The sequence below is a fragment of the Paraburkholderia sp. D15 genome (assembly GCF_029910215.1).
Classification (GTDB): Bacteria; Pseudomonadota; Gammaproteobacteria; order Burkholderiales; family Burkholderiaceae; genus Paraburkholderia.
This window is the reverse complement of the sequence record NZ_CP110395.1, coordinates 3,786,991-3,808,894: the sequence shown is the minus strand read 5'-3', so window position 1 is coordinate 3,808,894 and position 21,904 is coordinate 3,786,991. Positions and strand designations below refer to the sequence as shown.

Below are 21,904 nucleotides of genomic sequence, written 5' to 3'. Positions count from 1 at the left end.
ACCGCTATTTTAGCGTTAACGGATTGCCGGCACCCGACATGTAGCCGTCGTAACCCATTAAATCTTCTATGAAAGTGGGCCGGTTCATAGACCCGGCGTCTCACTGCGGGAGCGCGCCGCGCCGCCTGAAAAGACGGCGCGGCGCGTGCGTGATGGACCGGCTCGGCCGGCTAAAGCTGCTGAATCAGGCTCGGGCAGATTCAGCGGCGCTGGCCGAACATCATCTGACGCGCCAACGCGGTTTTGACCGGCGGCACGAATTCGAGCGCGGTCAGCGCGAGGCCGCGCATGATCGCGAGCGGCGCGAAATCGACGGTGAACAGGCGCGCGAGCGTGTCGGTGGCGCCGATCGTCAGGCGCCGGTCGAGCGCGCGGCGTTGTGCGAAGGTAGCCAGCGCGAGCGGGGTCGGGCCTTCGGTGGACAACGCGTCGACGAGCGAGTGGGCGTCGCGCAGACCGAGGTTCAGGCCCTGGCCCGCCACCGGATGCAGCGTCTGCGCCGCGTTGCCGATCGAGACGACGCGGCCGTTCACTTGCGTATCGACCGCGTTCAGGCCCAAGGGGAACGACGCGCGCCCCTTGATCTGCGTGAAACGGCCCATGCGGTCGCCGAACGCCGCGCCGAGCTCGCGCAGGAAATCGGCGTCGGCAAGCTGCGCGCGGCGCGCGGCTTCTTCCGGCGCGCAGCACCACACCAGCGCGTAGTCCGCGCCGCGTACGCCGCCCATCGGCAGCAACGCGATCGGGCCTTGCGAGGTGAAGCGTTCCCAGGCGACGTGCGGTTGCGGTGCGGATACCGTCACCGTGCCGACCAGCGCGGTTTGGCCGTAGTCGCGTGAGCCGTTCTTCGTGGCGGGTTGGCGGCGAGGCGTGGGCGCAGTGTCGTCGGATGCTTCTTCGGCGCGCTTGCCGGTATCCCCATCCGCACCCGCATTCGCACCAACCCCCGTTCCTTTCCCCGTCTTCTGATCGCCGAACAAGCCGCCCTCGGCACTGACCAGAATCCGCGTACGCAGCGTGCGCGCGACGCCCGCGGTTTCGATCGGCAGCGTCACGCCGTCGTGTTCCTGAACCGGCGCGGCGGCCGACGTCGAGCGGAACCAGTGCACCGGTGTGGCGTGCACCGCCTCGGCCAGACCATGCACGATCGATCCGTAACGCAGCACGTAGCCGAGCGCCGGCAGTCCATGCTCGGCGTGATCGATCAATGTGCGCCCGAAGTGCCCGCGCTGCGACACGTGAATGCGCTGGATCGCGGTGGCATCGGCGGGCCAGCGCAGCGGTTCGAGAATCATCCGGCTGCCGTGCGATACGGCGATCGCGCGCGGATCGGCGATCGAATCCTCCGGCTCGCGCGCGTCGATCAGCGCGATCTTCAGCGCCCGCGTCGCGCTGCGGCGGGCGAGCCACCCGGCCAGCGCGAGCCCGACCGGACCGGCGCCGACGATCGTCACGTCGAAATCGTACGGATGCGCGGCCGAGGCCGGCTTCAGAATCACCGTCGACGGGGAAACTTCGTTCATTGCGGATTACTTCCTTGTGTCGTGGGCCGCGCGGGCTTCCTGCATCAATGCCTCGATCTCGTCGGCGGCCACCGGCACGTCGCGGGTGATCAGCTCGCAGCCGGTCGGCGTGACGATCGCGTCGTCCTCGATGCGGATGCCGATGTGCCAGTAACGCTCGGGCACGCCTTCCGCCGGGCGAATGTAGAGACCGGGCTCGATGGTCAGCGTCATCGACGCCTGCAAGGTGCGCCACGGCAGCACGCCCGCCTCGTCGCGCGGCGCGCCGCGCTCGCGGTAATCGCCGACGTCGTGCACGTCCATGCCGAGCCAGTGGCCGGTACGGTGCATATAGAACGGCGCGTAGGCGCGCTCGGCGATCACGTCGTCGACCGACGCGAACTTCGTGCGGTCGATGATGCCGGTGTCCAGCAAGCCTTGCGACAGCACGCGCACGGCCGCCTGGTGCGGCTCGTCGAAAGTCGCGCCGGCGCGCGTGGCGTCGACGGCGGCTTGCTGCGCGGCCAGCACGATGTCGTACAGCTCGCGCTGCGCGGGCGTGAAGCGGCCGCTGGCGGGAAACGTGCGGGTAATGTCGGACGCATAGCCGTCGAGTTCGCAGGCTGCGTCGATCAGGATCAGGTCGCCGTCCTGGGCGATCGCGTTGCCGGCCGGGTAATGCAGCACGCACGCATTCGCGCCGGCGGCGACGATGGAGGTATAAGCCGGCGCCTGCGCACCGAATTTGCGGAACGTGTAAAGCAGTTCCGCCTCGAGTTCGTATTCGCGCACGCCTGGCCGGCAGGCGGCCATCGCACGGCGATGCGCTTGCGCGGAAATCTGCCCGGCGCGGCGCATGATCGCGAGTTCGTGGTCGTCCTTCACCAGCCGCATCTCGTCGAGCAACGGAATCAGATCGCCGGCGGCGGTGGGCGTCGCCACACCGCTGCGGCCTTGCGCGCGCACCGCGTCGAGCCAGCCGCGCACCTGTTCGTCGAGTTGCGCGGAACTGCCGAGCGCGTAGTGCAGCGACGGTTTGTCGGCGAGCACCCGCGGCAACTGCACGTCGATTTCGCCGATGGCGAATGCCGCGTCGACGCCGAACGCCGTGCGTGCCCCCTCCGGGCCGAAGCGGAAGCCTTCCCATGTCTCGCGCTCGACATTCTTCTCGCGGCAGAACAGGATCGACGCCGGCTCGCGGTCGGCCGCGCTGGCGTCGAGCACCAGCAGCGCTTCCGGTTCGGTGAAGCCGGTCAGATAGTAGAAGTAGCTGTCGTGCCGGTACGGGTAGTCGGCGTCGCGATTGCGCAGCGCTTCGGGCGCGGTGGGAACGATGGCGACGCCGCCACCCGTCGCGCGCAGCGCGGCGAGGACGCGCTCGCGGCGCGTGCGGTAGACGTCGAGGGCGAGGGTGGGTTCGGTCGGCTGGTTCATCGTGCGATTGTAGCGCCCAATGCGCGGACTTATTTTGCGCGGATACTGGGGAAAGCGCGGCCGCGGCGGTGTTGCAATCCGTCCACGAATCTGGCCACGGCTCGGCCACGGTTCGTCCATGATTCGGCTACAGGCAGGCTGCGCGCGGCTCGCGACGCTGCGCGGGCCTGCTCACGAAGGCCGCCAGCACTTATACTTTCGCCGGATTCAGGAAAAGGCAGATGGTAATGATGAAACTCATCGGTTCGCTCGCCAGCCCGTTCGTGCGCAAGGCGCGCGTGGTGCTGGCCGACAAGAAGATCGACTACGAACTGGTGCCCGAGAACGTCTGGGCGCCCGACACCGCGATTCACACCTTCAATCCGCTCGGCAAGGTGCCGTGTCTCGTGATGGAAGACGGCGAAGCGGTGTTCGATTCGCGGGTGATCTGCGAATACGTGGACACGCTGTCGCCGGTCGGCAAGCTGATTCCGCAGTCCGGGCGCGAGCGCGTCGAAGTGCGCTGCTGGGAGGCGCTCGCCGACGGCATTCTCGACGCCGCCGTGCTGATTCGTCTCGAAACCACGCAGCGCGCGCCCGAACAGCGCGTCGATGCGTGGGTTGCACGCCAGCAGCGCAAGATCGACGAAGCGCTGATCGCGATGTCGCAAGGTCTGGGCAGCAAGACGTGGTGCGCGGGCAATCACTACACGCTCGCTGATATCGCGGTGGGTTGCGCGCTCGGCTATCTGGATTTCCGCATGCCGGATCTGAACTGGCGCGAGCCGTATCCGAATCTGGATAAGCATTTCCAGAAATTGTCGCTGCGTCAGTCGTTTATCGATACGGTGCCGCGCGATTAAGGTGATTCATGGAAGATTGCAAAATGATGTCGATGCGCCTTCCAAAAGCATGAATTAAAGCTTTCGTTTGTGGTAAAAATGCGCCTGCCCGTCAGGCGCATTCTTTTTTGTCTGTCGCGTGGCGTAGTGGTTTATGCAGCCGTCATAACAGGTAATTTCAGCCGGGTTGCGGCCATTGCGAATCAGCGTCGCAGGTAAAAATGCGTCGCTCAGATTAATAAACACAGTAGAGAGACTGTCACCATGAAAACGAATCGCTTTGTCATTGCCGCTGCCGCCTGCACGTTGTTCGCCGCGTGTTCGAATGTCAGTAATGTCGGCAGCGTGGATCCGTCCGCGCTGATCAAATCCGGCCAGGCGGCCACGCAGGCCGCCACGCTGAGCGACGCCGACGTGCGTGCGCTCACCGACAAGTCATGCGCGCAACTCGACAGCGAGAACAAGATCGCCGCCGCGAACAGCAAGTACCAGAAGCGCCTGAACAAGATCGCCGCGCAACTGGGCGACAACATCAACGGCACGCCGGTCAACTACAAGGTGTACATGACCAAGGACGTCAATGCATGGGCCATGGCCAACGGCTGCATCCGCGTCTATAGCGGCCTGATGGACATGATGAACGACAACGAAGTGCGCGGCGTGGTCGGCCATGAAATGGGCCACGTGGCGCTCGGCCATACGAAGAAAGCGATGCAGGTGGCGTACGCGACCTCGGCGGTGCGCGGCGTGGCGTCGTCGGCGGGCGGTCTGGCGGGCGCGCTGTCGGGTTCGGAACTGGGCGATTTCTCCGAGAAGCTGATTAACGCACAATTCTCGCAAACCCAGGAAAGCGCAGCCGACGATTATTCGTTCGATTTGCAGAAAAAGAAGAATCTCGATCCGTCGGGTCTCGTGACCGCATTCAACAAGCTGTCGCAACTGGATGGCGGTAAATCGAGCATGCTGAGTTCGCATCCGGCATCGCCGGCGCGTGCGCAGCATATTCAGCAGCGTATCGCTTCGAATCAGTAATGCAATAAGGCTTCGCCCGTGAAAAACGCGCGCTCTGGCATGTCAGTGGCGCGCGTTTTGTTTTGAGGTTATTTGTTGCGGCGGTTAAATGCGGCGGATCGTTTTGCGATTCGCCACCGGTTTATAGGCGGCGCGGCGCACCGGCACGCCGCGGCGAGTTACGGCGGGGCGCTGCCATTAGCCGCGCTAGCAGCCATTAGCCGCCTTTAGCAGCGGCTATTTATCCGTATCCCGGCGCCTCTTGATGCCCGGCCCGAACGCGAAACCAAACGCCAGCAACAGCAGCGATACCGCCAGCACCGTATTGTTGCCGCTCGTCACATACGGCGTGCTGCCCGACGTGCCTTGCACGGTCACGTCGAGCGAACCGATCGTGTACGGCTTGAGACGGCCGAGCACCTTGCCGTCCGCATCGATTGCGGCGGTCATGCCGGTGTTGGTCGCGCGCAGCATCGGGCGGCCGGTTTCCAGCGAGCGCATGCGCGCGATCTGCAGATGCTGGTCGAGTGCGATCGTGTCGCCGAACCAGGCGAGGTTGGTCGAGTTGACCAGCACGCCGGCCGGCGTCGCGCTCTCGCGGATGCTGCGGGCGATTTCCTCGCCGAAGATATCCTCGTAGCAGATGTCGACCGAGACCGGCTGGTTATGCACGATGAACGGCTTCTGCACCGGCGCGCCCCGGAAGAAATCGCCGAGCGGGATGTTCATCAGATTGACGAACCAGCGGAAGCCCCACGGCACGAACTCGCCGAACGGCACGAGGTGGTGTTTGTCGTAGCGGTACACGTCGCGCGAGCCGGGCGTGACGCCGAACAGGCTGTTCGTGTAGTCGACCAGTTGACCTTCCGGCGTGACGGTCGCGCCGAGCGCGCCGAACAGCACCGCGCTGCCGGTGGAATCCGAGAAGTTGCGCACCGCCGATGCGAACGGCGCCGGCAATTGCTGCACGAACACGGGAATCGCGGTTTCGGGCGTGACGATCAGATCGGCGGGCTTCGACGTGATCATCTGCTGATACATGTCGATGGCGGCGCGCATGCCCGATTCCTCGAACTTCATTTCCTGTTTGACGTTGCCTTGCAGGAGGCGCACGGTCAGCGGCGCGTTGGCCGGCAGGGTCCAGTGCGCGAGTTGCAGCAGCAGGCCGGCCGCGATCAGGGCGAGCGCAAAGACACCGGGCAACGCGGCGCGTGCATTGGTGAGCTGCGTACCGGCTGCGGCGCCGGACACACCGGCCGTACCGCCCGCACCGCCCGGTCGTGCTTTGCCCGCTACGCTCGCGCGGCGCAGTGCCGCCAGTTGCGTGAACGCCTGCACGATCAGCGCGGCCGTGAGTGCCAGCATCCAGCCCACGCCATATACGCCCGCCACCGGCGCAAAGCCGGCGAACGGACCGTCGACCTGCGCGTACCCGCTCGCGAGCCACGGAAAGCCGGTGAACACCGTGCCGCGCAGCCATTCGCCGATCGCCCACGCGCTCGCGAAGGCTAGCGCGCCATGCCAGGTCGGCGAGAACGGCGCGCGGTCGTCGGCCGTGCCGTTGCGCGCGTGACCGGCGCAGAACGACCACAGCACGGCGGCGAACGCCGGATAGATCGCGAGATACAACGAGAACAGCACGACGGCCGCGGCCGCGAGCGGCGCAGCCATCCCGCCATAGAAATGCATGCTGACGTACAGCCACCACACGCCGGTGACGAAGTTGCCGAAGCCGAACGCGCCGCCCGTCAACGCCGCGCTTTTCCAGCCGGTGCTGCGCGTGAGCCACGCGAAGAAGAACGCGAAGAGCGCGAGTTCGAGCCAGCCGCCGTGCGGTGTCGGTGCGAACGACAGCGTGTTGGCCGCGCCGGCGGCCAGCGCCACGAGGTAGTGCCAGCGGGGCAGCGTGCGGGCGCGGCGTGCGCCGGCGGCGGAAGTGCGCTCGTCGGCGCGCGAACGGGATGTCGTCGGGTCGGCCATTGTTGCGTGGTCGGCGTGAGGTCGTGAGAAGGAAACACAGCGCGCGGTCGAGCATCGCGCCAAAAGTAAGCCGGCGATTTGCCGGCTCGGGTTCGAGTCAGTTCGACTCAGTTCGGACTCAGGTCTGCACGTGCTGCGCTTCGCGCTCGCGCTGACCGGCGAGCGGATCGCGGCGTACCAGCAGCATGTGAATCTGGCGCGCGTCGCCGCGCAGGATTTCGAAAATCAGGTCGTCTAGGCGCACCTTCTCGCCGCGATGCGGCACGCGCCCGAAATGATGCGTGACGAGGCCGCCGATCGTATCGACTTCGTCGTCCGGGTAGTCGGTGCCGAAGGCTTCGTTGAACTGTTCGATCTCGGTCAGCGCGCGCACGCGGAACCGGCCGTCCGGCGACGCGATGATGTTGCCGCTTTCCTCGTCGAAGTCGTATTCGTCCTCGATGTCGCCGACGATCTGTTCCAGCACGTCTTCGATCGTGATCAGGCCGGCCACGCCGCCGTATTCGTCGACCACCACCGCGAGGTGATTGCGATTCACGCGGAAGTCGTGCAGCAGCACGTTCAGCCGCTTCGATTCGGGGATGAACACGGCGGGGCGCAGCATGCCGCGCACGTCGAACTCTTCCTCGGCGTAGTAGCGCAGCAGGTCTTTCGCGAGCAGCACGCCGATGATGTTGTCGCGATTGCCCTCGTACACCGGATAGCGCGAGTGCGCCTTTTCCAGCACGTAGGGGATGAATTCGGCGGGGCTGTCCGCGATGTTGATCGCGTCCATCTGCGCGCGCGGCACCATGATGTCGCGGGCACTGAGTTCGGAGACCTGGAAAACGCCTTCGATCATCGACAGCGAGTCGGCGTCGATCAGGTTGCGCTCGTGCGCGTCCTGCAGGATTTCCAGAAGTTCTGCGCGCGAGTCGGGCTCGGGCGAGATGAAGTCGGTCAGACGCTCGAGGAGTGAGCGTTTTTCTTGCGGTTTGTCGAGTTGGCGTCGACTGGGATACGTGTCGTTCATGGTAGTGCGCCCGACGAGTCTGGGCGCGCTGTTGCGGAGCATTAAGGATACACCAGGCACATGGCAGGACCGTGTCCCGCCGGGCTGGGCGATGGGTGACGCTGGGGTGAAACCGCGGCGAGGCGGCCTGAGCCGCGGAGAGTCACGGCCTCGCGCGTGGGTCCATCCTAACTGATTACGTGGCGATGAGCGTCGCGAAGCAAAAAACCCTGCCGGGTTTCATGCCGATCGCGTGCCGGTCGAGGGCGTATCGGCTCGACGTTGCGCCTCGCGTTCGTCTTCGCAGCCTTGCTCGCGGCAGCGCGCGAGCAGCGCTTCGAGCGCGCGATCCGGCATGCCGCTTTCGCGCAGCGCCTGCACGGTGCGGCTGACGTAGTCGAGGGTGGTGCCGTAGCGTCCGCTCGCGCAACCGAACACCGTCTTGACGATCTCGTCGCGCAGCTTGCCGGTGTAGGTGGGCACGTCGCGGCGCATCACGAAGGCCAGCGCGTCGACGCGCCGTCCGTCCGCGAGATTGCACGGCAGCCATGCCGGACGGTAGGAGCCCATCGCCATTTCGCGGCGCCACAGCGCTTCGAGATGCGGCATCGCGCCTTCCGCCGCGACGCGAAACGCGATGCCGGTGCACGAGCCGCCACGGTCGAGCGCCAGCACGAGGCCCGGTTGTTCCGGCGTGCCGCGATTCACGCGCGACCACAGGTACAGCCCGCGATGATAGCCATGCACTTTCGAGCGGCTGGCCTCGACGGTCGGCAGGCCGGGATTCCAGATCAGCGAGCCATAGCCGAACAGCCACAGATCGCCCCGGCGATCCCAGTCGCGCAGCGTGCAGTCGAGCGACGCGCGCAATTCCTCGTCCGTCAGCAGCCTCGATTCGCCGAGCGCCGGCGGGTAGTCGGGGCAGGGCATGCGGGTGGCGGCTTCAGGGGACGAGGTGCTCACGGTCTGGTTTCGATCAGAGGGGCGGCAGGCGCGGGTGGCCGTTAAAGATAAGGATCGGGAAACCCGAGTTTGCCGAGAATCCCGGTTTCGAGCGCTTCCATTTCCTCGGCTTCTTCCTCGACTTCGTGGTCGTAGCCCTGCGCGTGCAGCGTGCCGTGCACGAGCAGATGCGCGTAGTGCGCGAGCAGCGGCTTGCCTTGTTCGGCGGCTTCTTTCTCGACCACCGGGCAGCACAGGATCAAATCGCCCGTCACCGGATCGTCTTCCGTTTCGGCATACGCGAACGTCAGCACGTTGGTCGAATAATCCTTGCCGCGATAGGTGCGGTTCAGCGTGCGGCCTTCTTCGGCATCGACGAAACGCACGGTCAACTCGCCGTCCGCGAACAGCGCCGCCTTGATCCAGCCGGCCACCGTGGCGCGCGGCAGCAGCGCCTTGTGTTCCGGCCAGGCCTTGGCGGCGGGGAATTGCAGATTCAACGTCAGTTTCGGGGCGCGGCTCATGCAGTTTGAATATCTAGCGGTTTGGGCTGCGGCATCGGATCAGCGCGAATCCGTCGATGCGGTGTTTTTCTGCGCATGCGCATCGTACGCCTCCACAATGCGCGCGACCAGCGGATGCCGCACCACGTCGGCGCTGGTAAAGCGCGTGAGCGCGATGCCGCGTACGTCGGTGAGTACCTGCTGTGCCTCGATCAGCCCGCTCTTGTGGCCGCGCGGCAGGTCGACCTGGGTCGTGTCGCCGGTGACGACCGCCTTCGAGCCGAAGCCGATCCGCGTGAGGAACATCTTCATCTGCTCGGGCGTGGTGTTCTGCGCCTCGTCGAGGATGATGAACGCGTGGTTCAGCGTGCGGCCGCGCATGTACGCGAGCGGCGCGATTTCGATCATCTGCCGCTCGAACATCTTGGCGGTCTTGTCGAAACCGAGCAGATCGTACAGCGCGTCGTACAGCGGCCGCAGATACGGATCGACCTTCTGCGCGAGATCGCCCGGCAGGAAGCCGAGCCGCTCGCCCGCTTCGACGGCCGGACGCGTCAGCACGATGCGCTTGACCTGATCGCGTTCGAGCGCGTCCACCGCGCAGGCGACCGCGAGGTAGGTCTTGCCCGTGCCGGCCGGGCCGATGCCGAAAGTCACGTCGTGCGACACGATCTGCTTCAGATACTCGCGCTGCGCCGGCGTGCGGCCGCGCAGGTCGGCGCGCCGCGTGTACAGCTTCGGGCCGAGTTCTTCGAGGTCGTCGCCGGCGGGGTCGGCCGGTTGGTCGAACGGGTGGTCGGGGTTGCCCGCGAAACGCGGGTCGGCGGCTTCGTCGCTGTTGCCGTTGCCGTTTCCATTGCCATTCGGCCGATGCCGCGCCGGATGCCGCACTTCGACGAGCGCGAGCTGGATGTCGTCCACCGACAGCGGCTCGCGCGCGACGTTGTAGAAGTTTTCGAGCGCGGTGAGCGCGAGCTTCGCGCCGCGTCCGCGAATCGTGATGCGATGGCCGCGGCGTTGCAGCGTGACGTCGAGCGCCTGCTCGATCTGCCGCAGATTTTCGTCCAGCGGGCCGCAGAGGTTGGCGAGCCGCGCGTTGTCGTCGCGCGGTGCGGTGAATTCCAGGTGCTGCTGAGTGGTCTTCAAGGCGGTAGTTCGATCCTGTCGGTTTCGATACGCGAGTGGCGGGCGCGGCTTGCCGTCGCTCAGTGGGTGCTTGCGTTGGCGTCGTCGTGCACCAGCACGAGTTCGCCGCGCAACGAATGCGGGTACGCGTGGACGATCTTCACGTCCACCATCTGGCCGATCAACCGCGCGTGTGATGCGACCGGCGCCGGGAAATTCACCACCCGGTTGTTCTCGGTGCGGCCCGCGAGTTCGTTCGGGTCTTTGCGCGCCGGGCGCTCGACCAGAATGCGCTCGACCTTGCCGACCATCGAATCGCTGATGCGCTGCACGTTTTCCTCGATGGTGGCCTGCAGATGCTGCAGCCGCTTGAGCTTCACTTCGCGCGGCGTGTCGTCGTGCAGATTCGCGGCCGGCGTGCCGGGACGCGGGCTGTAGATGAACGAGAAGCTGGTGTCGTACTGCATCTCGTGCACGAGCGCCATCATCTTGTCGAAGTCTTCCTCGGTCTCGCCGGGGAAGCCGACGATCATGTCGGTGGACAGCGACAGGTCCGGGCGGATCGCGCGCAGCTTGCGGATCACGGACTTGTATTCGAGCACGGTGTAGCCGCGCTTCATGGCCATCAGGATGCGGTCGGAACCGTGCTGCACCGGCAGATGCAGGTGGCTGACCAGCTTCGGCACTTTCGCGTAGGTGTCGATCAGCCGCTGCGTGAATTCCTTCGGATGCGACGTGGTGTAGCGAATCCGCTCGATCCCCGGAATGTCGGCGACGTATTCGATCAGCGTCGCGAAGTCGGCGATCTCCGGCGAACCGAGCGTCAGGCCGCCGCGATACGCGTTCACGTTCTGGCCGAGCAGCGTCACTTCGCGCACGCCCTGGTCGGCGAGACCGGCGATTTCGGTCAGCACGTCGTCGAGCGGGCGGGACACTTCCTCGCCGCGCGTGTACGGCACGACGCAGTAGCTGCAGTACTTGCTGCAGCCTTCCATGATCGACACGAACGCGCTCGGACCGTCGACGCGCGCGGGCGGCAGATGATCGAACTTCTCGATTTCGGGGAACGAAATGTCCACCTGGGCGCGGCCGCTCTCGCGGCGCTTGTCGATCATCTGCGGCAGACGGTGCAGCGTTTGCGGGCCGAACACGACGTCGACATACGGTGCGCGCGCGACGATCGCCGCGCCTTCCTGGCTCGCCACGCAGCCGCCCACGCCGATGATCAGATTGGGGTTCGCTTCCTTCAGTTCGCGCACGCGGCCGAGGTCGGAGAAGACTTTCTCCTGCGCTTTTTCGCGCACCGAGCAGGTGTTGAACAGGATCACGTCGGCGTCTTCCGGCGTGTCGGTCTTGACGAGGCCTTCAGCCGCGCCGAGTACGTCGACCATCTTGTCGGAGTCGTACTCGTTCATCTGGCAGCCAAAGGTCTTTACATAAACTTTCTTGGTCATCGAATTTCGCCGGTCGCAGTGGTTAACCTGGGGGCGTCTTTTAAAGGTGAAGTGGGGGCCGACCGCGTGTCGGCGTGCCGTAGCGCGCGTGGGCTGGCCGCAGGTGCAGGGGGGTGCACGTGGTGCTCGCGCGGGCCGGCTGCGGAACTCATCATTATAGCCGCTCGGCGGCGGCGCCTGCCGTGCCCGCCGCGCCGTGCGGGCGCGTCTGCGGCAGGCCCAGCAGGCTTTCCAGTTCGTCCGACACCTGCGCGAAACGCTCGCTCAGAAAATCCAGCAGCACGCGCACGCGCGGCGCCATGAAGCGGTTGCGATGGTAGAGCGCGTGCAGCGGCGCGTCCGGATAGCGCCAGTCGGGCAGCAGCACCTTCAGCCCGTCGGCGCGCAGATCCGCCTCCACGTCCCACATCGACTTGATCACGATGCCGTAGCCGCGCAGCGCCCATTCGCGGGCCACCGCGCCGTCGTTGGTTTCGCGCGCGGTTTCGAACGGCACCGTGTAGTGCTGCGTCTCGTCGCCGCGCGTGAAGCGCCATTCGTTCGCGAGGCCGGTCGCGGTGCCCAGCACGATGCAGTCGAAGTTGGCGAGATCCAGCGGATCCTTGGGCTCGCCCTTGCGCGCGATGTAGTCCGGCGACGCGCACAGCACGCGCCGGTTCGGCGCCAGCTTGCGGGCCACCAGCGAGCTGTCCTGCGGCACGCCGAAGCGGATCGCCAGATCGATGTCCTCCTGCACGAGGTTCGACAGCGAGTCCGAGAGCGTCAGCCCGAAGGTCACGTCCGGGTAGAGCGCGTTGAACTCGTCGAGCCAGTGCATCAGCAGATTGCGGCCGAAGTCCGAGGTCGCGGAAATCCGTACCTTGCCGCGCACCACGCCTTGACCCGCCTGCAGCGCGGCTTCGGCGTCGTCGAGCGATTGCAGCGCCTGGCGGCAGCAGTTCAGGTAGAGACGGCCTTCGTCGGTGAGCCGCAACTGCCGGGTGGTGCGCTCGAAGAGACGCGCTTTCAGGCCGGTTTCCAGCTTGGCGAGACGCGCGCTCGCGGCGGCGGGCGTCAGGCCCATCTTGCGGCCCGCGGCCGACAGGCTGCCCTGCTGCGCGGCTTCGACGAAGAGACGGATGTCGCCGAGATTGTCCATGACGTGTCTTTAGAAAATAACTTTCAAAAATTATTTGAAAATGCTTCAAATGCTACGCCAATTATCAAAACACCGCTTCGCGCCGACAATCGCCTCCTTGAAAACCCTGATGCGCTGCCTTCAGCCGACCACGCCATGCACCTCGATCACGCAACGATCGTCACCGCCGACCTTGAAACCGCGCGACGTTTTTTCGTCGATATCGCGGGTCTGGACGAGGGCGCCCGCCCGCCGTTTTCGATCGACGGCTACTGGCTGTACGCGAACGGCCGGCCGGTGCTGCACCTGATCGACGCGACGGCGCCCGCCGCGCCCGGCAGGTCGGCGCCGCGAATCGACCACATCGCGTTCCGGCTGGAGAGCGCGGAGGAATGGCAAGCGCTGCTGGCGCGTCTGCAGGCGGCCGGCGTCGCCTACCAGAGCGCGCGCGTTCCGCCGATGGGGCCGCAAGCCGCCGAGGTGCAGCTTTTCGTGGCGCTCGCGCCGGGTGTCGTCATCGAATTCGTGACCGCGTTGCAGAACGCATGACGGCGCGCAAAGACAACACGCACAACCTTTGAATCTGGAGTTAAAAAATGCCCATCCCATTACTGGCGCTGGCGATCAGCGCCTTTGCCATCGGCACCACGGAGTTCGTGATCATGGGCTTGCTGCCCGACGTCGCGCGCGATCTGGCGGTGTCGATTCCCTCGGCGGGTCTGCTGGTGAGCGGTTATGCGCTCGGTGTCGCGGTCGGCGCGCCGCTGCTTGCCGTCGTGACCAGCAAGATGCCGCGCAAGCTCGCGTTGCAATTGCTGATGGGCGTGTTCGTCGTCGGCAATACGCTGTGTGCGATCGCGTCCAGCTATTCCGTGCTGATGATCGCGCGCGTCGTCACGTCGTTCGCGCATGGCTCGTTCTTCGGGATCGGCGCGGTGGTGGCGGCTTCGCTGGTGCCGGCCGAAAAGCGCGCCAGCGCGATCGCGTTGATGTTTACCGGGCTGACGCTGGCGAACGTGCTGGGCGTGCCGTTCGGCACCTTCGTCGGGCAGGAATTCGGTTGGCGCGCGGCGTTCTGGATTGTCAGCGCGTTCGGCGTGTTGTCGCTGGCGGGCGTGACGGCGCTGGTGCCGAACCGGCACGACGCCGGCCCGGTGGGGCTCGGCCACGAAGTGCGCGTGCTGAAGGACCCGCAAGTCTGGACCGCGCTCGCGATGACGGTGCTCGGCTTCGGCGGCGTGTTCGTGGTGTTCACGTACATCGCGCCGATCCTCGAACAGGTGAGCGGTTTTTCGCCGCGCGGCGTGACGCTGATTCTGGTGCTGTTCGGCGTGGGGCTGACGGTCGGCAACACGGTGGGCGGCAAGCTGGCCGACCGCACGCTGATGCCTTCGCTGATGGGCATTCTGGTCGCGCTCGCGGTGGTGATGGCGATTTTCGCGCGCACCAGCCATTCGCAGGTGGCGGCGGCGATCACGATTTTCGTGTGGGGGATCGCGGCGTTCGCGACCGTGCCGCCGTTGCAGATGCGCGTGGTGGAGAAAGCGGCGGCCGCGCCGAATCTGGCATCGACGCTGAATATCGGCGCATTCAACGTGGGTAACGCGGGCGGCGCGTGGCTGGGCGGGTTGGTGATCAACCACGGTTATGCGCTGGATACGCTGCCGTGGGTCGCGGCAGCGGTCAGCGTGGCGGCGCTGTTGCTGACGTGGTTCGCCGCGCGGATGGATGCGCCGCGCGCGGCAGTGGCGCAGGGGGCTTGAGGATTTGTCATCCTCCGCAATGCTGATAACAGTGTGAAGATAACTTCGTTGGGCATGGCGAATCGCGGTGCTATCTTGCTTCCACCAATCGCTTTGCCCGCCGTCCGGCGGCGCTCCTGGAGGCAAACATGCATTCCCCGCTTGCGCTGGTTCGCGATCCCGCGGCTGATCCCGCAGCGTCGCCGCGTGCCGCCGAACCTTTCGATGCACTCGAACATCTGGTGGGCGTGAATCTCGCCCGATTGCGCGCCGAGCGCCAACTGTCGCTCGATGCGCTCGCCCGTGCTTCCGGCGTGTCGCGTGCAATGCTCGCGCAGATCGAGTCGGCGCGCAGCGTGCCGTCCATCAAGGTGCTGTGCAAGGTCGCGGCCGCGTTGAAAGTGTCGGTGGCCGCGTTCCTGCGGCGTCACGCGACCAACGGTTTCGAGCATTTGCCGGCCGACCGCTCGTCGCGTGTCGTCAGTTCGAATGGACGCTACTCGGCCCGCCCGCTGTATCCGGACGCCGAACCGACCGCCGCCGAGTTCCACGAGTTGCGCATTGCGCCGTTGCACACCGAAGCCGGCACGCGCCGCGCGCCGGGCACGACGGTGAACCTCGTCGTCAGCGAGGGCACGCTCGAAGTCAGCGTGCACGATCAGCGCCAGTTGCTCGCCACCGGCGACGCGATCGTGTTCGACGCCGACCAGCCGCATAGCCTACGCAATCCCGGCGACACCGAAGCGCGCGCGTTTCGCGTGACCTTGAAGGCGGAAACGCCGCCGCGCTGGGATGTGCCGCCATCGCAGGAAAGCGCGCGCGAAGCAGCGCGCGAGGTTGCCCCGAACCCGGTCAGGGAAGCGCCGGCATCGCACGACGCGATCCGCGAACCGGCGCGCGAGGTTGCACCCGTCTGATCGCTATCTTCTCGTTTTAACCCGGACGGATACGCTCGCGAGCATTTAGAGATATCCGTCTGAACCGTGGGGGTTGCGCTGCAGGCGCGGTGTGACTCCTGTATGCTTTGCCGGCCGGTCGATCCGGCAATCAGTGCGTCTTCAGGGCGGGGCGAAATTCCCCACCGGCGGTATGCCGGCAGCGCGACAAGCGCGAGCCGGTGAGCCCGCGAGCGCCCGCATCGCGTGATCGTTCGAGTCGGCAACGAATCGAAAAACACGCAGCGGGGTCAGCAGATCTGGTGAGAAGCCAGAGCCGACGGTCACAGTCCGGATGGAAGAAGATGTGCAGATAGTCATCTGCGTTTCCGTTGCGCCGCTCGCGGGTTGGAGCGGTGCGCGAGCGTCGCTGCGTGCGGCGTTCGCCGGCGCGTCTTTGTCTGTTTGCAATGCCCTGAAACGTTTTTCGCCCAACTTTTGCGATGAGCGTTTCAATCATGACCTTTGCTACTTTTCCTGCTCCATCGACGATTGCCGAAGATGCATTCGCCGACCTCCCGCTGCTCGCCACCGAACCCGTTCCGCCGCGTATCGCCGCCGCATTGCAAGCCATGCGCGATGGCCGCGCCGTGGTCCTGCAAGACGACCATGACCGCGAGAACGAAGCCGATCTGATCGTTTCGGCCGAGCGTCTCTCCGTCGAAACCATGGCGTTGCTGATCCGCGAATGCAGCGGCATCGTCTGTCTGTGTCTGCCGGACGACAGGATCCGCGCGCTCGAGTTGCCGCCCATGGCCGTCAACAACGAGAGCCGTCACGGCACCGCGTTCACGGTCTCGATCGAAGCGCGCGACGGTGTCACCACCGGCGTGTCGGCGCTCGATCGCGTGACGACGATCCGCGCCGCCATCGCCGACTCGGCGAAACCCGCCGACATCGTCCGGCCGGGCCACGTGTTCCCGTTGCGCGCGATGCCGGGCGGCGTGCTGGCACGTCGCGGCCACACCGAGGGCACGGTGGATCTCGCGATTCTCGCGGGTCTGAAGCCGGCCGGCGTGCTGTGCGAATTGATGAACGCCGACGGCACGATGACGCGCGGCGCGGAAGTGGAGCGCTTCGCCGCGCAACACAATCTGCCGATGCTGACGATCGCCGAGCTGGTGGAGTTTCGCCGGGCGCTGGCGCAGGCGCGCGAATGCGTGGCCGACGAGGCGTAGGCGCACAGGCTGCGTGCCGCGAAGTAGCGCAGGCCTGGCTGCAAGACGGCAACGCGGCACGACGCTGACGCGACGCGCGGCGTTGACGTCTGCTTCAACGCAAAAGGCCGGCTCTGATCAACATCAGAGCCGGCCTTTTTGTATGCAAATCAGCGCGCTGATCAAATCAGCCCGTTGACGCGTCATCCCCTACGACTGCACGTCGCCGAAATCACCGCGCACACCCGCTTCGACGAGCGCCGGCAGTTCATCCATATGCTTCATGATGCGCGTCATGCCCATCTTGCGCAGCGCGTCCGCGTACCCGTCGGGAATATGGCTCGCGCCGACGAAGGCGATCGTCTTCATGCCCGCCGCGCGCGCCGCGTTCAAACCCGCCACGCTGTCTTCCACCACCACGCAACGCGATGGCGCCACGCCGAGCGTCTGCGCGGCGAACAGGTAGACGTCGGGATACGGCTTCGGCCGCGCGACCTGTTCGGCGCTGAAAACACGCTCGCCGAAAATCTGCTGCAGGCCCGCGCGCCGCACCGACGCATGCACACGCGCCATGCGGCTGTTCGACACCACGGCCGCCGGCAGCACGACGCGCTGCAGCGCCTCGCGCACGCCGTTGATCGGACTGAGCGACGCCGCGAGTTCGAGCTCGACGTTGTATTCGACGGTATTCAGGAAATCGGCGGGCAGCGCGATATCGAAGGTCTTCTCGATGCCTTCGAGAAAGCGCGACATCTGCTGGCCAAAGGCCGTCTTGACGACGGGTTCGAAGTCGAGGCCGGGGAAGTGGGCGCTGAGCGTGTCGAGCATCACACGGTCGGCGATGATTTCGCTGTCGACGAGCACGCCGTCGCAGTCACAGATGAGGTGGTCGATCATGCCTGAAAAACGGAAAGCGAAACGCGCATGAACACGGCAATAGCCGGTTCATGCGCGTAGATGGAAAGCATCATGATACGTGCTTTGGCGCCGGGTGCGCGGCGCCGCCGCTTTCCATCGACGCCGGGACGGCCCTCGTGGGTGTGTCGTCCCGGCGCTGACCCGCGCGGTCCGCGTGCGTGAGACGCGGTGCGCGGGCAGATTGCGTGGTACGCAAACTGGTTCAGTGCGCGGCCAGGCCGCGCGGCTCAATGCGCGCTGTGGAGATACATGTACAGCGCCGCGGCGGCGGCGCCGCCGAGCAGCGGACCCAGCACCGGAATCCACGCGTAGCTCCAGTCGCTGCCGCGCTTGCCCGGAATCGGCAGCAGCGCGTGCATCAGACGCGGCGACAGATCGCGCGCCGGGCTCATCGCGTACCCCGTCGGGCCGCCGAGCGAAATGCCGATGCCGAGCACGAGCAGACCGACCGGCAGCGCGTCGAGCGCACCCAGGCCGACTTGCGGCGACGCCAGATACAGCACGCCGAGAATCAGCACGAAGGTGGCGATCATTTCGGTGAGCAGGTTATGCGGGATGCTGCGAATCGCCGGCGCCGTGCAGAACACGCCGAGCTTGATGTCGGCATCGGCTTCGTTCTCGAAGTGCTGACGGTAAGCGAGCCACACGAGCAACGCGCCCGCCATGCCGCCGAGCATCTGCGCGGCGACGTAGCCGGGCACCTTGGCCCACGCGAATTTGCCGGCTAGCGCGAGACTGATCGTCACGACCGGATTCAGATGCGCGCCGCTGAACGATGCGGTGACGTAGACGGCGATGAACACGGCCATCGCCCAGCCCATCACGATCACGATCAGGTCCGCGCCCTTGCCCTTGGTGCGCGCGAGCAGCACGTTGGCGACCGCGCCGTTGCCGAGCAGCACGAGCAGCGCGGTGCCGATGAATTCCGCAATATAAGGATGCATGGTTGGGTATCCGAAATATAGTTGTTAGGGAAGCCGCAGGATTGGCGGCTTCGTTATGTCGAAAGCGGGTCTGGAGAAGTAATGCTGTGTCGCCGGGATCAGGGCGTGTCGGCCCAGGCCTTCGCGGCACGGATCGCGCGTTGCCAGCCGTCCAGGTTGGACTTGACTTCGGCGTGCGGCAGCGCGGGCGTGAAGCGGCGGTCGAGCGCCCACTGGCTTTGCAGTTCGTCCACATCTTTCCAGTAGCCGACTGCCAGACCGGCCAGATAGGCGGCGCCCAGCGCGGTGGTTTCGGCGACCTTCGGACGCACGGCGTCGACGCCGAGAATGTCCGCCTGGAACTGCATCAGCAGATTGTTCGCGCAAGCGCCGCCGTCCACGCGCAATTCGCCGATGCGAATGCCCGAATCGGCTTCCATCGCCTTCAGCACGTCGAGCGACTGATAAGCGATCGAATCGAGCGCGGCGCGCGCGATATGCGCGGAGCTCGTGCCGCGCGTCACGCCGAACAGCGTGCCGCGGGCGCGGGCATTCCAGTGCGGCGCGCCGAGGCCGGCGAAGGCGGGCACGAGATACACGCCGTCGGTATGCGGCACGCTGCGCGCCAGCGTTTCGATTTCAGCAGCGTTCTTGATGATGCCGAGACCGTCGCGCAGCCACTGCACCACCGCGCCGCCGATGAAGATGCTGCCTTCCAGCGCGTAGTTGATCTTGTCGCCGATCTGCCAGGCGATCGTGGTGACGAGGTTGTTCTTCGATTCGATCGGCTTGTCGCCGGTGTTCATCACGAGGAAACAGCCCGTGCCGTAGGTGTTCTTCACCATGCCCGACTGCGTGCACATCTGGCCGAACAGCGCGGCGTGCTGGTCGCCGGCGATGCCCGCGAGCGGAATCTTCGACGCGAACACGGTGGTCTTGGTCGGCCCATACACTTCCGACGAAGGGCGCACGTCCGGCAGCATGTTGCGCGGAATGTCGAGTGCTTCGAGCAGTTCGTTGTCCCACTGCAGCGTGTGAATGTTGAACAGCATGGTGCGCGACGCGTTGGTCACGTCGGTGACGTGCAGGCCGCCCTTGGTGAAATTCCACACCAGCCAGCTATCGACGGTGCCGAACGCGAGGCGGCCCTGCTTCGCTTTTTCGCGCGCGCCTTCGACGTTATCGAGAATCCAGCGGATCTTGGTCGCCGAGAAATACGAGTCGATCGGCAGACCGGTTTTCGCGCGGACTTTTTCCTCCAGACCCTGCTCCTTGAGCTGGTCGCAGAAGTCGGCGGTGCGGCGGTCCTGCCAGACGATCGCGTTGTAGATCGGGTGACCGGTTTCGCGATCCCACACGATGGTGGTCTCGCGCTGATTCGTGATGCCGATCGCGGCGATCGACGTGCCGTTCATCCCCGCGCGCGTGACGGCCTCGGCGGCGACGCCGGCCTGGGTCGACCAGATTTCCTGCGGATCGTGTTCGACCCAACCCGGACGCGGATAGATTTGCTGGAATTCCTTCTGCGCCGTCGACACGACATTGCCGAGCCGGTCGAACAGCATGGCACGCGAGCTGGTGGTGCCTTGGTCAAGGGCGAGGATGTACTGATCCTGCATTGTCTCTTCTCCATGCGTTTTATGAATCGCCGGACTGTTGCCCGGCGACGGGAACGGCTTCTTGTTTTAAGCGGGCTGCAACAGTTGTGATGATGCGTCCCGGCTTGGTCCAGCCGAGGGGTAAAAGAAACCGGTTTTGCCGCGGGCGTCGAAGCTGATGCCCGCCTGGGTTTGCCTGGCTCTGCTAGGCGCTTTGCTTCGACGGTTCTCTTGCGAACCAGCCGTCGATTTCCTGCGTGATCGAGTCGAGCGTGCCGGGTTCGACGTGCAGGCCGAGTTTCGAGCGGCGCCACAGCACGTCCTGCGCGCTGCGCGCCCATTCGGTATCGCGCAGATAAGTCAGTTCGGCTTCGTAGAGACCCGGCGCGAATGCGCGGCCGAGGTCCGCGACGCAGCGCGCCTGGCCGACCACCTGGCGCACGCGCGTGCCGTAGGCACGGGCGAGGCGATGCGCGAGATCGGCCGCGAGCCACGGATATTGCTGACGGAATTCGCTGAGGAAGCGTTCGAAGTTCGCGTTCGGCATGTCGCCGCCGGGCAGCGCCGCGCCGGCAGTCCACGACGGCGCGCTTTTGCGCAGCGCCTGCGTGAGCTTGTCGACGGCTTCTTCCGCGAGCTTGCGGAACGTGGTGATCTTGCCGCCGAACACCGACAGCAGCGGCGCTTCGCCGGACGGCGCGTCGAGTTCGAGCGAGTAGTCGCGCGTCACCGCCGACGGGTTGTCCGCGCCTTCTTCCTCCAGCAGCGGACGCACGCCCGAGTAGGTCCAGCGCACGTCGGCAGGCGAGATCTTCTGCTTGAAATAGCGGTTGATCGAGTCGCACAGGTACTGCGTTTCGTCGGCGGTGATCGCGACTTGCGACGGATCGCCGCCGTATTCGATGTCGGTCGTGCCGATCAGCGTGAAGTCGTGTTCGTACGGAATCGCGAAGATGATCCGCTTGTCCGGATTCTGGAAGATGTACGCGTGATCGTGATCGAACAGGCGCCGCGTGACGATGTGGCTGCCTTTCACGAGCCGCACGCTGTGCGTCGCTTCGCGTCCGAGGGCGCCGTGCAGCAGTTCGCCGACCCACGGACCGGCGGCGTTCGCGATCGAGGCGGCCCGCACGTCGAGCAGCGTGCCGTCGCCGCGCTTGAGTTGCGCGCGCCATTCGCCGCCGGCGCGCACCGCGCTTTGCAGCCGGGTGCGCGTGAGGATGGTCGCGCCGCGCTCCTGCGCATCGAGCGCATTCAGCACGACCAGACGCGCGTCGTTGACCCAGCCGTCCGAATAGACGAAGCCGCGCTTGATCGAATCGACCAGCGGCGCGCCCGCCGGATGGTTGCGCATCACGATGCCGCGCGAACCCGGCAGCATTTCGCGTTTCGCCAGATGGTCGTACAGGAATAGCCCCGCGCGGATCATCCACGCCGGACGCAGATCGGGCATGTGCGGCATCACGAAGCGCAGCGGCCACATGATATGCGGGGCGGCGCGCAGCAACGTTTCGCGCTCCTGAAGCGCTTTGCGCACCAGCCCGAACTCGTAGTACTCGAGGTAGCGCAGACCGCCGTGGATCAGCTTGGTACTCGCCGACGACGTATGCGCCGCGAGGTCGTCCTGTTCGCACAGCAGGACGGACAGGCCGCGGCCTGCCGCATCGCGAGCGATGCCTGCGCCGTTGATCCCGCCGCCGACGACGAGCAAATCGTATCTCGAGCCTTGCGTCACCTGCTGTGTCCTTTGC

General features: G+C 65.7%; 18 protein-coding genes, 1 pseudogene and 1 riboswitch. Of the genes and pseudogenes, 6 read left to right on the top strand and 13 right to left on the bottom strand.

The window, feature by feature from the left end; translation table 11 throughout:
* Positions 1-200: 200 nt before the first annotated feature.
* Together LFL96_RS16490 and LFL96_RS16485 are read right to left on the bottom strand one after the other, a co-directional pair.
* Positions 201-1,523, bottom strand: coding sequence for a UbiH/UbiF/VisC/COQ6 family ubiquinone biosynthesis hydroxylase (locus tag LFL96_RS16490; RefSeq protein WP_280996260.1), 1,323 nt, complete (start codon positions 1,521-1,523; stop codon positions 201-203).
* Positions 1,524-1,529: 6 nt separating this feature from the next.
* Positions 1,530-2,936 carry an aminopeptidase P N-terminal domain-containing protein gene (locus LFL96_RS16485; RefSeq protein ID WP_280996259.1) on the bottom strand — a complete coding sequence of 469 codons (1,407 nt, stop codon included), beginning with the start codon at positions 2,934-2,936 and terminating at the stop codon, positions 1,530-1,532.
* A gap of 227 nt (positions 2,937-3,163) precedes the next feature.
* On the opposite strand from LFL96_RS16485, the gene LFL96_RS16480 reads away from it, so the two are divergent.
* Together LFL96_RS16480 and LFL96_RS16475 are read left to right on the top strand one after the other, a co-directional pair.
* A complete protein-coding gene (locus LFL96_RS16480) occupies positions 3,164-3,778 on the top strand; it encodes a glutathione S-transferase C-terminal domain-containing protein (protein ID WP_280996258.1) in 615 nt (204 codons plus the stop codon).
* A 243-nt stretch (positions 3,779-4,021) separates the two neighbouring features.
* On the top strand, positions 4,022-4,789 hold the full coding sequence (locus tag LFL96_RS16475) for a M48 family metallopeptidase (protein ID WP_280996257.1): 768 nt from the start codon (positions 4,022-4,024) through the stop codon (positions 4,787-4,789).
* A 216-nt stretch (positions 4,790-5,005) separates the two neighbouring features.
* Here the strand turns inward: LFL96_RS16475 and lnt are convergent, their stop codons facing one another.
* The 7 genes from lnt to LFL96_RS16440 all read right to left on the bottom strand — a co-directional run bounded on the left by lnt (position 5,006) and on the right by LFL96_RS16440 (position 12,901).
* Positions 5,006-6,748 carry an apolipoprotein N-acyltransferase gene (lnt, locus tag LFL96_RS16470; RefSeq protein WP_280996256.1) on the bottom strand — a complete coding sequence of 581 codons (1,743 nt, stop codon included), beginning with the start codon at positions 6,746-6,748 and terminating at the stop codon, positions 5,006-5,008.
* 118 nt (positions 6,749-6,866) lie between these two features.
* Positions 6,867-7,760, bottom strand: a complete 894-nt coding sequence (locus tag LFL96_RS16465; RefSeq protein ID WP_280996255.1) for a transporter associated domain-containing protein — start codon at positions 7,758-7,760, stop codon at positions 6,867-6,869.
* A 219-nt stretch (positions 7,761-7,979) separates the two neighbouring features.
* A complete protein-coding gene (locus tag LFL96_RS16460; protein ID WP_280996254.1) occupies positions 7,980-8,702 on the bottom strand; it encodes a gamma-glutamylcyclotransferase in 723 nt (240 codons plus the stop codon).
* Between the two features lie 41 nt (positions 8,703-8,743).
* Positions 8,744-9,205 (bottom strand): rRNA maturation RNase YbeY, encoded by a 462-nt coding sequence (gene ybeY / locus LFL96_RS16455; RefSeq protein WP_280996253.1) that lies wholly within the window; start codon positions 9,203-9,205, stop codon positions 8,744-8,746.
* Between the two features lie 39 nt (positions 9,206-9,244).
* Entirely contained in the window at positions 9,245-10,330 is a 1,086-nt protein-coding gene (locus tag LFL96_RS16450) for a PhoH family protein (protein ID WP_280996252.1), read from the bottom strand.
* Between the two features lie 59 nt (positions 10,331-10,389).
* Complete coding sequence (miaB, locus tag LFL96_RS16445; RefSeq protein ID WP_280996251.1) at positions 10,390-11,763, bottom strand: tRNA (N6-isopentenyl adenosine(37)-C2)-methylthiotransferase MiaB; 1,374 nt, start codon at positions 11,761-11,763, stop codon at positions 10,390-10,392.
* A gap of 154 nt (positions 11,764-11,917) precedes the next feature.
* Positions 11,918-12,901: a LysR family transcriptional regulator gene (locus tag LFL96_RS16440; RefSeq protein ID WP_280996250.1), complete on the bottom strand. Its 984-nt coding sequence runs from the start codon at positions 12,899-12,901 to the stop codon at positions 11,918-11,920.
* A gap of 135 nt (positions 12,902-13,036) precedes the next feature.
* On the opposite strand from LFL96_RS16440, the gene LFL96_RS16435 reads away from it, so the two are divergent.
* From LFL96_RS16435 to ribB, 4 genes and pseudogenes are all read left to right on the top strand, one after another.
* Positions 13,037-13,429: a VOC family protein gene (locus LFL96_RS16435; protein WP_281000800.1), complete on the top strand. Its 393-nt coding sequence runs from the start codon at positions 13,037-13,039 to the stop codon at positions 13,427-13,429.
* 47 nt (positions 13,430-13,476) lie between these two features.
* Positions 13,477-14,643 carry an MFS transporter gene (locus LFL96_RS16430; RefSeq protein WP_280996249.1) on the top strand — a complete coding sequence of 389 codons (1,167 nt, stop codon included), beginning with the start codon at positions 13,477-13,479 and terminating at the stop codon, positions 14,641-14,643.
* A gap of 128 nt (positions 14,644-14,771) precedes the next feature.
* Positions 14,772-15,422 (top strand): annotated as a pseudogene (locus LFL96_RS16425) (XRE family transcriptional regulator); the annotation flags it as partial.
* Positions 15,423-15,672: 250 nt separating this feature from the next.
* Positions 15,673-15,868: riboswitch (FMN riboswitch) on the top strand.
* A 147-nt stretch (positions 15,869-16,015) separates the two neighbouring features.
* Positions 16,016-16,735 carry a 3,4-dihydroxy-2-butanone-4-phosphate synthase gene (ribB, locus tag LFL96_RS16420; RefSeq protein ID WP_280996247.1) on the top strand — a complete coding sequence of 240 codons (720 nt, stop codon included), beginning with the start codon at positions 16,016-16,018 and terminating at the stop codon, positions 16,733-16,735.
* A gap of 189 nt (positions 16,736-16,924) precedes the next feature.
* Here the strand turns inward: ribB and LFL96_RS16415 are convergent, their stop codons facing one another.
* From LFL96_RS16415 to glpD, 4 genes are all read right to left on the bottom strand, one after another.
* On the bottom strand, positions 16,925-17,611 hold the full coding sequence (locus LFL96_RS16415) for an HAD family hydrolase (RefSeq protein ID WP_280996246.1): 687 nt from the start codon (positions 17,609-17,611) through the stop codon (positions 16,925-16,927).
* Positions 17,612-17,859: 248 nt separating this feature from the next.
* The gene (locus tag LFL96_RS16410) at positions 17,860-18,576 is read right to left on the bottom strand and encodes an MIP/aquaporin family protein (protein ID WP_280996245.1); all 717 of its coding nucleotides are present in this window, start codon (positions 18,574-18,576) and stop codon (positions 17,860-17,862) included.
* Between the two features lie 98 nt (positions 18,577-18,674).
* On the bottom strand, positions 18,675-20,174 hold the full coding sequence (glpK, locus tag LFL96_RS16405) for a glycerol kinase GlpK (protein ID WP_280996244.1): 1,500 nt from the start codon (positions 20,172-20,174) through the stop codon (positions 18,675-18,677).
* A gap of 184 nt (positions 20,175-20,358) precedes the next feature.
* On the bottom strand, positions 20,359-21,888 hold the full coding sequence (gene glpD / locus LFL96_RS16400; RefSeq protein ID WP_280996243.1) for a glycerol-3-phosphate dehydrogenase: 1,530 nt from the start codon (positions 21,886-21,888) through the stop codon (positions 20,359-20,361).
* Positions 21,889-21,904: the final 16 nt, after the last annotated feature.

What these genes read in the sequence shown, in the direction of transcription:
- LFL96_RS16465 (WP_280996255.1), bottom strand. Translation starts at nt 7,760, where the DNA reads ATGAACGACACGTATCCCAGTCGACGCCAACTCGACAAACCGCAAGAA.
- LFL96_RS16480 (WP_280996258.1), top strand. Translation starts at nt 3,164, where the DNA reads ATGATGAAACTCATCGGTTCGCTCGCCAGCCCGTTCGTGCGCAAGGCG.
- lnt (WP_280996256.1), bottom strand. Translation starts at nt 6,748, where the DNA reads ATGGCCGACCCGACGACATCCCGTTCGCGCGCCGACGAGCGCACTTCC.
- LFL96_RS16410 (WP_280996245.1), bottom strand. Translation starts at nt 18,576, where the DNA reads ATGCATCCTTATATTGCGGAATTCATCGGCACCGCGCTGCTCGTGCTG.
- LFL96_RS16490 (WP_280996260.1), bottom strand. Translation starts at nt 1,523, where the DNA reads ATGAACGAAGTTTCCCCGTCGACGGTGATTCTGAAGCCGGCCTCGGCC.
- LFL96_RS16430 (WP_280996249.1), top strand. Translation starts at nt 13,477, where the DNA reads ATGCCCATCCCATTACTGGCGCTGGCGATCAGCGCCTTTGCCATCGGC.
- glpK (WP_280996244.1), bottom strand. Translation starts at nt 20,174, where the DNA reads ATGCAGGATCAGTACATCCTCGCCCTTGACCAAGGCACCACCAGCTCG.
- ybeY (WP_280996253.1), bottom strand. Translation starts at nt 9,205, where the DNA reads ATGAGCCGCGCCCCGAAACTGACGTTGAATCTGCAATTCCCCGCCGCC.
- LFL96_RS16415 (WP_280996246.1), bottom strand. Translation starts at nt 17,611, where the DNA reads ATGATCGACCACCTCATCTGTGACTGCGACGGCGTGCTCGTCGACAGC.
- miaB (WP_280996251.1), bottom strand. Translation starts at nt 11,763, where the DNA reads ATGACCAAGAAAGTTTATGTAAAGACCTTTGGCTGCCAGATGAACGAG.
- LFL96_RS16435 (WP_281000800.1), top strand. Translation starts at nt 13,037, where the DNA reads ATGCACCTCGATCACGCAACGATCGTCACCGCCGACCTTGAAACCGCG.
- ribB (WP_280996247.1), top strand. Translation starts at nt 16,016, where the DNA reads ATGACCTTTGCTACTTTTCCTGCTCCATCGACGATTGCCGAAGATGCA.
- LFL96_RS16440 (WP_280996250.1), bottom strand. Translation starts at nt 12,901, where the DNA reads ATGGACAATCTCGGCGACATCCGTCTCTTCGTCGAAGCCGCGCAGCAG.
- LFL96_RS16475 (WP_280996257.1), top strand. Translation starts at nt 4,022, where the DNA reads ATGAAAACGAATCGCTTTGTCATTGCCGCTGCCGCCTGCACGTTGTTC.
- LFL96_RS16485 (WP_280996259.1), bottom strand. Translation starts at nt 2,936, where the DNA reads ATGAACCAGCCGACCGAACCCACCCTCGCCCTCGACGTCTACCGCACG.